Here is a 7,897-nt window from a genome sequence, read left to right as displayed (position 1 = left end):
GGCACCGCCGGAACCACGGCGTCCGGAGCAACAGCGGCCTCCGGCCCCAGTGCAACATCCTGCGCGCCAGCAGCGCGCCCCGGAGCGCCAGGCGCCGTTGCAACATGCGCAGCCCGCACCTGAACGGCAGGCACCGCCGGAACCACGGCGTCCGGAGCAACAGCGGCCCGCGCCAGTGGAGCATCAGCAGCCTGCGCGGGCTCCGCATGCGGCAGAACCGGGGCCTGCACAGCACCAACAAGAGACGAGACCGGTCCTGAAGCAGCGTGAGCAGCACGCAGCTCCGAAACCGCAGCAGGAGCACAAACCGGAGCCGAAACCCAAATCGGACGAAAAAGATAAGCAACCGCATTAGACTAGACGAGCCGGAGCGGATTGAGCGGTCTTGCCGAGGTTCGGGCAAGACCGCTTGCCTACAGGCTGGATGCCGAGACACCGATCTGCCGGGCGCCGGGCAAAGCGAAGCAAATCTGTTGCATCAATCGGCGGCCTGCACCTTGATGGAGACGACGCCGCGAACCCAGCGCGCCGGTCGACGTTCGCCGGAGATAACCAGTTCGACGGGGCCGTCGCCGGCGAGTGGTCTTCCATCGACGCTGTCGGCTAGCAGCACTGAACCATCGTGAACGTCGGGGGAGACTTCTCCGAGCGAGTAGACGACCTTGTAGCCGTCGCGTCCTTCGGCGACGACGTAGAGGCGAAAGTCTTTGCCCTTGAGTTTCTGGGGAACGCCAACTTCGACGAGCAGAGCCATCAGGGGAACTCCGGAGTAGGATTCGGGAGCCCGCGTGCGTTCGTTGGTGACCTGGATGGTTTCGTGGGGAAGCTGGGCGAGCTTGGGTGCGGTCCACTCCTCTGACTTTTTGCCGTAGCTGATCTTCAGAGGAGTGACCATTGCGTCGCGGCCCTGGTCGGCTAGCTGCCGCGTGAGGGAAGTATCGGGCGGCCGGGGATGACCCATGGGGAGATCTGTGATTGGTCCCGATTGCGCGTAGGCCAAAGGTGTCGCGAGAAAAAGTGACAGGAGAAGTGTGTGCAACCCCATTGTGGGCACGGGCGGTCGCCTCCAGGCATCCATCGTATACTGGAGCTATGTCGGTTGTGCGCAATATTGCCGCGATTGCCAAGGGGATGAGCATCACCTTCGGTGAAATGCTGCAACCTACGACGGTGGAGAACTATCCGGACGGCAAGGGCCCAAATCGTGGGGCGAAGTTCGAACAGCGCTTCCGCGGCGGGCACGTGCTTCAGCGGGATGAGAATGGTTTGGAAAAGTGCGTGGCCTGCTTTCTGTGCGCGGCAGCTTGCCCGGCAAATTGTATTTATATCGAAGCGGCAGAGAATACCGAGGAGCAGCGGATCTCGTCGTCGGAGCGGTACGCCAAGGTCTATAACATCGACTACAACCGGTGCATCTTCTGCGGATACTGCGTGGAGGCCTGCCCGACGGATGCGATTACGCATGGACACGGGTTTGAACTGGCCAGCCTGAATGCAACGAGCCTGGTGATGCGCAAGGAAGACATGCTGTTGCCGGTGAGTGCGATAGCGGCGGCGCGGTAGCGCGGCTCCGCCGGTTCACTTTTTGGAGTAAGACCCATCAATCGCTCGAACGGCGTTTCAGCCCTGTAATCTCCCGGTCCAGTCCCCGATTGCTTCTATTCCGTGCTTCGAACCGGCGTCTGGTCCGTAAGCCTCATACAATCATCAAAGAGATATGACGACACCCCACGAACATCCCCTGGTGGAGATTTTGAAGAAGCGCATCGCGATTATTGATGGCGCGATGGGCACGACCATCCGTACGTATGGTATGGCCGAGGCGGATATCCGCGGCGAGCGCTTCAAGGACGCGAAGAAGGACCTGAAGAACAACGGCGATCTGTTTGTGCTGACGCAACCCGCAATGATTGGCGATATTCACCGGCGGTTTCTGGAGGCAGGGGCCGACATTATCGAGACCAACACCTTTGGCGCGACGACCATTTCGCAGAGCGAGTTTTTTGTGGACGATCCGCGGGAGCATGGGGGTCGGAAGGATCCCGAGTTCTACCAGAAGATCATTGACGACAAGTTTTTGCGGGTTCTGGCGTGGGAGATCAACGAAGTATCGGCAAAGATTTGCCGCGAATGGGCGGATAAGGTCGGAAAGGAAACGGGACGGCCACGGTTTGTGGCGGGATCGATTGGGCCGCTGACGGTTTCGCTTTCGAATTCGCCGGATGCGAACGATCCGGGGTTCCGGTCGGTGACGTTTGACCAGGTGAAGACGGCGTATGCGGAGCAGGTGCGGGCGCTGATTGCGGGCGGGGTCGATTTTCTGCTGGTGGAGACGATCTTCGATTCGCTGAATGCCAAGGCGGCGCTGGTGGCGATTCGCGAGGTGTTTGACGAGGATGCTGTGGAACTGCCGGTAATGATTTCGGCGGCGGTGGGACGCGGCGGGGAGACACTGATTTCTGCGCAGACCACCGAGGCCTTCTGGAATGCGGTGGAGCATGTGAAGCCGCTATCGGTGGGATTGAATTGCTCGCTGGGGCCGGACCTGATGTATCCATTTCTGTCGGAGCTTTCGGAAAAGGCGAACGTGGCGATCTCGTGCTATCCGAATGCGGGGCTGCCGAACCCGCTGTCGGCGACGGGATTCGACCTGGGGCCGGAGGATATGGCGCGCTACCTGAGCGAGTTTGCCAAGGCGGGGCTGATCAATATTGCCGGGGGATGCTGCGGGAATACGCCGGAGCATATTGCGGCAATTGCCAAGGCGCTGGAGGGCTTGCCTCCACGGAAGTTGGGTGAAAGATCGGAACCAGAGTCCGACGCGGGCGAAGGTGTTGCAGCATGAAGCCTCTTCGCCTGTCGGGATCGCAGCCGTTTACGCAGCAAGCCAGAGTTTTCATCATGATCGGCGAGCGGACCAATGTGGCCGGTTCGCCGAAGTTTGCGCGGCTGGTGAAGGACGGCAAGTTTGAAGAAGCCGTGAGCGTTGCCAGGCAACAGGTCGAGAATGGGGCAAACGTTCTTGATATCTGCATGGACGAGGGGATGATTGACGGCGTCGCGGCGATGACGCGCTTCCTGCAACTGCTGGGGAGTGAGCCCGAAGTCGCCAAGGTGCCGTTCATGATCGACTCGTCGAACTGGGCCGTGCTGCAGGCAGGGCTGAAGTGCCTGCAGGGCAAAGGCATTGTGAATTCGATTTCACTGAAAGAGGGGGAAGCGAAGTTTTGCGAGCATGCGGCAACGGTGTTGAAGTATGGTGCGGCCGCGGTGGTGATGGCGTTTGACGAGACGGGACAGGCGGCGACGTTCGAAGACAAGATTCGTGTGTGCGAGAGGGCTTATCGAATTCTCGTGGACAAGGTTGGGTTTCCGGCCGAGGACATCATCTTCGATCCGAATATTCTGACCGTTGCGACCGGCATGGAGGAGCACAACAATTACGCGGTCGACTTCATCAATGCGACGCGATGGATAAAGGCGAACCTGCCGCACGCAAAAGTGAGCGGCGGCGTCTCAAATATCTCGTTCAGTTTTCGCGGCAACAATCGGGTGCGCGAGGCGATGCACGCGGCGTTTTTGTATCATGCGATTGCGGCGGGTCTCGATATGGGCATCGTGAATGCCGGGATGCTCGAAGTGTACGAGGAGATTGAGCCGAAGCTGAAGGAACTTATCGAGGATGTGCTGCTGAATCGCAGGCCTGATGCGACGGAGCGGCTGGTGGAGTTTGGCGAGTCGCTGAAGGGCGAAGGCGCGGTTGTTGCCGAAAAGAAAACGGAAGAGTGGCGCAATGGAACGGTGGAAGATCGCCTGACTCATGCGCTGGTGAAGGGGATCGACAGCTATATCGAGTTGGATACGGAAGAGGCGCGCGCGAAGCTGGGCCGTCCGCTGCTGGTGATCGAAGGCCCGCTGATGGACGGGATGAGCGTGGTTGGCGATCTGTTTGGCGCGGGCAAGATGTTTCTGCCGCAAGTTGTGAAGTCAGCGCGTGTGATGAAGAAGGCGGTCGCGTATCTTTTTCCGTTCATGGAGGCCGAGAAGGCGGCCATGGAGGCTGCGGGCCAGGTTGTGAAGGCGCAGGGAAAGATCGTGCTGGCTACGGTGAAGGGCGATGTCCACGATATCGGGAAAAACATCGTGGGCGTGGTGCTGTCATGCAATAACTTCGAAGTGATCGATCTTGGAGTGATGGTTCCAGCGGAGAAGATTCTAGAACGCGCGAAGGAAGTGAAAGCCGACATCATCGGGCTGAGCGGGCTGATTACGCCGTCGCTTGAAGAGATGGTGCATGTAGCGCGGGAGATGGAACGGCTGCAGTTCAAAGTGCCGCTGCTGATTGGCGGAGCGACGACAAGCCGCGCGCACACGGCGGTGAAGATTGCGCCGCACTATAGCGAGCCAGTGGTCCACATTATTGATGCGAGCCGCGCGGTGCCCGCGACGACGAGTCTGCTGAGCGAGGATGGCAAGGCGGAGTTTGTGGTGCATCTTCGGGCGGAGTACGAGGCAGTGCGCAAGGCGCACTCGGCTCCGCAACAGAAGACCATCGCGCTCGACAAGGCGCGCGCGCGACGAACGCCGATCGAGTGGCGCGCTGAAGATATTCCGGTGCCCGAGTTTACGGGAGTGCGCGTGCTTGAGGATTTTCCGCTGGCGACGCTGCGGGATTATATCGATTGGACGCCCTTCTTTCATGCCTGGGAACTGAAGGGAGTTTATCCGCGCATCCTCGACGATGAGAGGCAAGGAGATCAGGCGCGGCAGATCTTTAAGGAAGCGAATGCACTGCTAGACAAGATCATCGCAGAGGAACTGCTGACGGCGCGCGGTGCGTATGGTCTATTTCCAGCGGCGGCGGTGTGTGACGATGTAGAACTTTTCACCGATGAGACGCGGACCAGTCAATTAGAGAGTCTACATTTTCTGCGGCAGCAGGCGAATCGCGAGGGCAGCGAGCCGTGCCGGTCGCTGGCGGATTTTATTGCGCCGAAGGCAACGGGTCTGCGCGATCACATTGGGGCATTCGCCGTAACAACCGGTATCGGATTGAAGGCACTGACAGATCGCTATCGCGCCGAGCATGATGACTATAACGCGATCATGGCTGAGGCAATCGCAGACAGGCTGGCGGAGGCGTTTGCTGAGTGCCTGCACAAGCGGGTGCGCGATGAGTGGGGCTACGGGCGGGCAGAGACCTTCGGCCCGGCGGAACTGATCCAGGAGAAGTATCGCGGCATCCGTCCGGCACCTGGTTATCCAGCGTGCCCTGATCACACGGAGAAGGGAACGATCTGGCGCTTGCTCGATGTGGAAGCGAAGACGGGGATTCGGACTACCGAGTCGTTTGCGATGTGGCCGGGATCGAGCGTGAGCGGGCTTTATTTTGCGCACCCTGAAGCTCGTTATTTCTCGCTGGGCAAGATCGATCGCGAGCAGGTGGCCGATTATGCGGAGCGCAAGGGGATGAGCGTAGCCGAGACGGAGCGCTGGCTGGCGCCGAATTTGAATTACGATCCGGCGCGGTGATTGTGGGGTGAACGCGGCGCACGAAGTTTCCTGAAGGATTGTGCTCGAAGTCACATCAAGAATCGCTTTAAATGATTGACCCTGTCAGACGCCGGATGCTTTGATATGGGGCGGTGTGATAAGGCACGCCTTTGCGACGTCAGATGGGAGAGTTCACGTGCAAATGAGGGCTGATATGTTGACGGCTTTGGTTTTAGCGGGTGCATTGATGTGTGGCTGTGGCGGTGGTGGCGGCAAGGCGGGGCCGCCGGGAGGGGGTAATACGGCGACTCCGGCGGGGACGCCAGCGGTGACTGCGGCGGCGGCGCAGAATGGCGCGCAAATTGTGAGCCTGTCGGACTCGACGGCGGGAGCCACGATCTACTACACCCTTGATGGTTCGACCCCGACGACGACGTCGCAGGTGTATCAAGCGCCGGTTCTGGTGTCGTCGAACGTGACGGTGAAAGCGATTGCGACGGCTTCGGGCTATACGACGAGTGCGGCGGCGTCGCAAAGCTATACGCCGAATATCGCTTCGGGCGCGCTGGTGTGGAGCGACGATTTCGCGAATTCGGGATCGGGCAATATTCTGCCGGACTCGAAGGTTTGGACGTACGACACGGGCTTCCAATGCTGCGGCAACAATGAGCAGGAGACGTATTGCGCGGCGGGATCGGGGACGGCGCCCTGCGATCCGAATAATCCGAATGCGTATATCGACACCACCGGAGTTCTGCACATTACGGCGCGCAATCCATCCGGCACAACATACACATCGGCGAGACTGAAGACCCAGGGGCAGTTCAGTTACATGTACGGGCGGCTCGAAGCAAAAATCAAGATACCCGAAAGCCAGGGCATGTGGCCGGCCATCTGGCTGCTCGGCAATAACATCACCACCCTCAGTTGGCCGGCCTGCGGCGAACTCGATGTGATGGAGCACATCGACGGAAGCAATCCTCCACCGTATGTGGGCGGGACACCGCCGGGCTACGACTGGATTGCGGGCTCGGTGCATGGCGGGACTACCGCCGCCCATGCCGATGGCACTCAGCAGTATCATCCTGCAGGCTTCTCGGCTGCGGTGTGGCACACCTACGGCATGATCTGGAGCAAGGGACAGGTGCAATATTACGTCGATGATCCGAGCAACGTGTATGCGACGTTCACACCGGCGAATTTTCCGGGAACGTGGCCCTTCGACGATAGACCGCAGTTCATCATTCTGAACCTGGCGGTGGGTGGCAGCTGGCCGGGGAACGTGGATGGGACAACGGTGTTTCCGGGCGACATGCAGGTGGATTACGTGAGGATCTATACGAACTGATTCGATCCCGCTCGATGGGACAGTCTGCCGGTCAGATCGGTGGTATCTATCCCATGGTGTCCCCGGCCAGCATTGGTTGAACATGGACATGAGACTCCTTGACCCCTATTACCCGGTCTCTCCAGGTAAAGAACCTACATTCATCGGGTTACAGAGGGGGGTGGCGCTAAAGATCTGTGTGGGTTGAGGTTAGCTGTAGAGATTTCTAAAGACAGGGGTTAGGGGACAGGGAGCAGGGAGTAAGCCGTTTTGTGGGCGCATTTGTAGAACTCGTGCTGTGGGAGGATTTGCATTGAGTTCATTGTGCGCCGGGAGGGGGAAATTATCTGCAAAAGCGGGGAAAGATTTTGCGCAGTGGAATGAAGGGGTTGGGAGAAATCTTCGCAGAATGGGGCTTGACGAGATTGGGTGGTTCTCGAAGGTAGACAGCCGTCTGCCCGAGTGCACCGCGTTATGGGGGCAACTTGCCGAAAACCTCCGCAATATCCACTATCTGCCGGGAACAAGCAGCCAATGTGCTACGAGGCCAGCAATCACTAGCTTCACGAGCCACCCCACTGAATAGAGGGCCACAAATACCCGATGAAGCTTGATAAATGCTGCATTGGTAAGTATGAGTGGGAGCGGCCCAATGAGCCACATTAATAGGGAAAGTTTGAGCAATGTGGCCAGCGAGTGGACGTCCAGCCAAAGAGCTAGAACCATGAACGTAGCGCACGTCACGAACGGCAACGCGCTCGAAACGATGATCGCTCTGGTTTCGGGGCCCTTGCGCCAAATCTCTGGATATGTGAACCGCTTGTGAATCCAGTCGCCAGCGAAGAACCAATCCGTCATCGAACTTACAATCCCCGCGCCGATAACCGCGAGAACAAAACGAGTCCAGTGCATCTTGAGGACACATGCTACTCGTCAGATCGATCGCCAGTAAATGATGAACTTGGTGCTGTGATATGGGACCGAGCGAATCTTTGCGGCACGACTGAAGTCATGCCCTGACACAAGACCGATGACGCGGGCAAATCACGCCCATGGGGAAGGAGTGAAAGGCAACCG

At 58.9% G+C, this 7,897-nt stretch carries 7 protein-coding genes; 4 read left to right on the top strand and 3 right to left on the bottom strand.

The window, feature by feature from the left end; all coding sequences use genetic code 11:
* Both WCA10_RS01970 and WCA10_RS01965 read right to left on the bottom strand, forming a co-directional pair.
* A partial coding sequence (locus WCA10_RS01970) for a hypothetical protein (RefSeq protein ID WP_472820801.1) occupies window positions 1-230 on the bottom strand: 230 nt, incomplete at its 3' end.
* 248 nt (window positions 231-478) lie between these two features.
* Window positions 479-961, bottom strand: a complete 483-nt coding sequence (locus WCA10_RS01965; RefSeq protein ID WP_472820800.1) for a hypothetical protein — start codon at window positions 959-961, stop codon at window positions 479-481.
* Between the two features lie 131 nt (window positions 962-1,092).
* Between WCA10_RS01965 and nuoI the strand changes: the two genes are divergently transcribed.
* The 4 genes from nuoI to WCA10_RS01945 all read left to right on the top strand — a co-directional run bounded on the left by nuoI (window position 1,093) and on the right by WCA10_RS01945 (window position 6,841).
* Window positions 1,093-1,563 carry an NADH-quinone oxidoreductase subunit NuoI gene (gene nuoI, locus WCA10_RS01960; RefSeq protein WP_472820799.1) on the top strand — a complete coding sequence of 157 codons (471 nt, stop codon included), beginning with the start codon at window positions 1,093-1,095 and terminating at the stop codon, window positions 1,561-1,563.
* Between the two features lie 154 nt (window positions 1,564-1,717).
* On the top strand, window positions 1,718-2,845 hold the full coding sequence (locus WCA10_RS01955) for a homocysteine S-methyltransferase family protein (protein ID WP_472820798.1): 1,128 nt from the start codon (window positions 1,718-1,720) through the stop codon (window positions 2,843-2,845).
* Window positions 2,842-5,532 (top strand): methionine synthase, encoded by a 2,691-nt coding sequence (gene metH / locus WCA10_RS01950; RefSeq protein WP_472820797.1) that lies wholly within the window; start codon window positions 2,842-2,844, stop codon window positions 5,530-5,532. Before WCA10_RS01955 ends, metH begins: the two co-directional genes overlap by 4 nt.
* Before the next feature lie 163 nt (window positions 5,533-5,695).
* Complete coding sequence (locus tag WCA10_RS01945; protein WP_472820796.1) at window positions 5,696-6,841, top strand: chitobiase/beta-hexosaminidase C-terminal domain-containing protein; 1,146 nt, start codon at window positions 5,696-5,698, stop codon at window positions 6,839-6,841.
* Window positions 6,842-7,330: 489 nt separating this feature from the next.
* Here the strand turns inward: WCA10_RS01945 and WCA10_RS01940 are convergent, their stop codons facing one another.
* Window positions 7,331-7,732 carry a hypothetical protein gene (locus tag WCA10_RS01940; protein ID WP_472820795.1) on the bottom strand — a complete coding sequence of 134 codons (402 nt, stop codon included), beginning with the start codon at window positions 7,730-7,732 and terminating at the stop codon, window positions 7,331-7,333.
* Window positions 7,733-7,897 lie beyond the last annotated feature (165 nt).

This window comes from Occallatibacter sp. (genome assembly GCF_049582745.1).
Classification (GTDB): Bacteria; Acidobacteriota; Terriglobia; order Terriglobales; family Acidobacteriaceae; genus Telmatobacter.
Note: the sequence above shows the minus strand (reverse complement) of the source record. Positions and strands in the feature narration are given on the sequence as shown.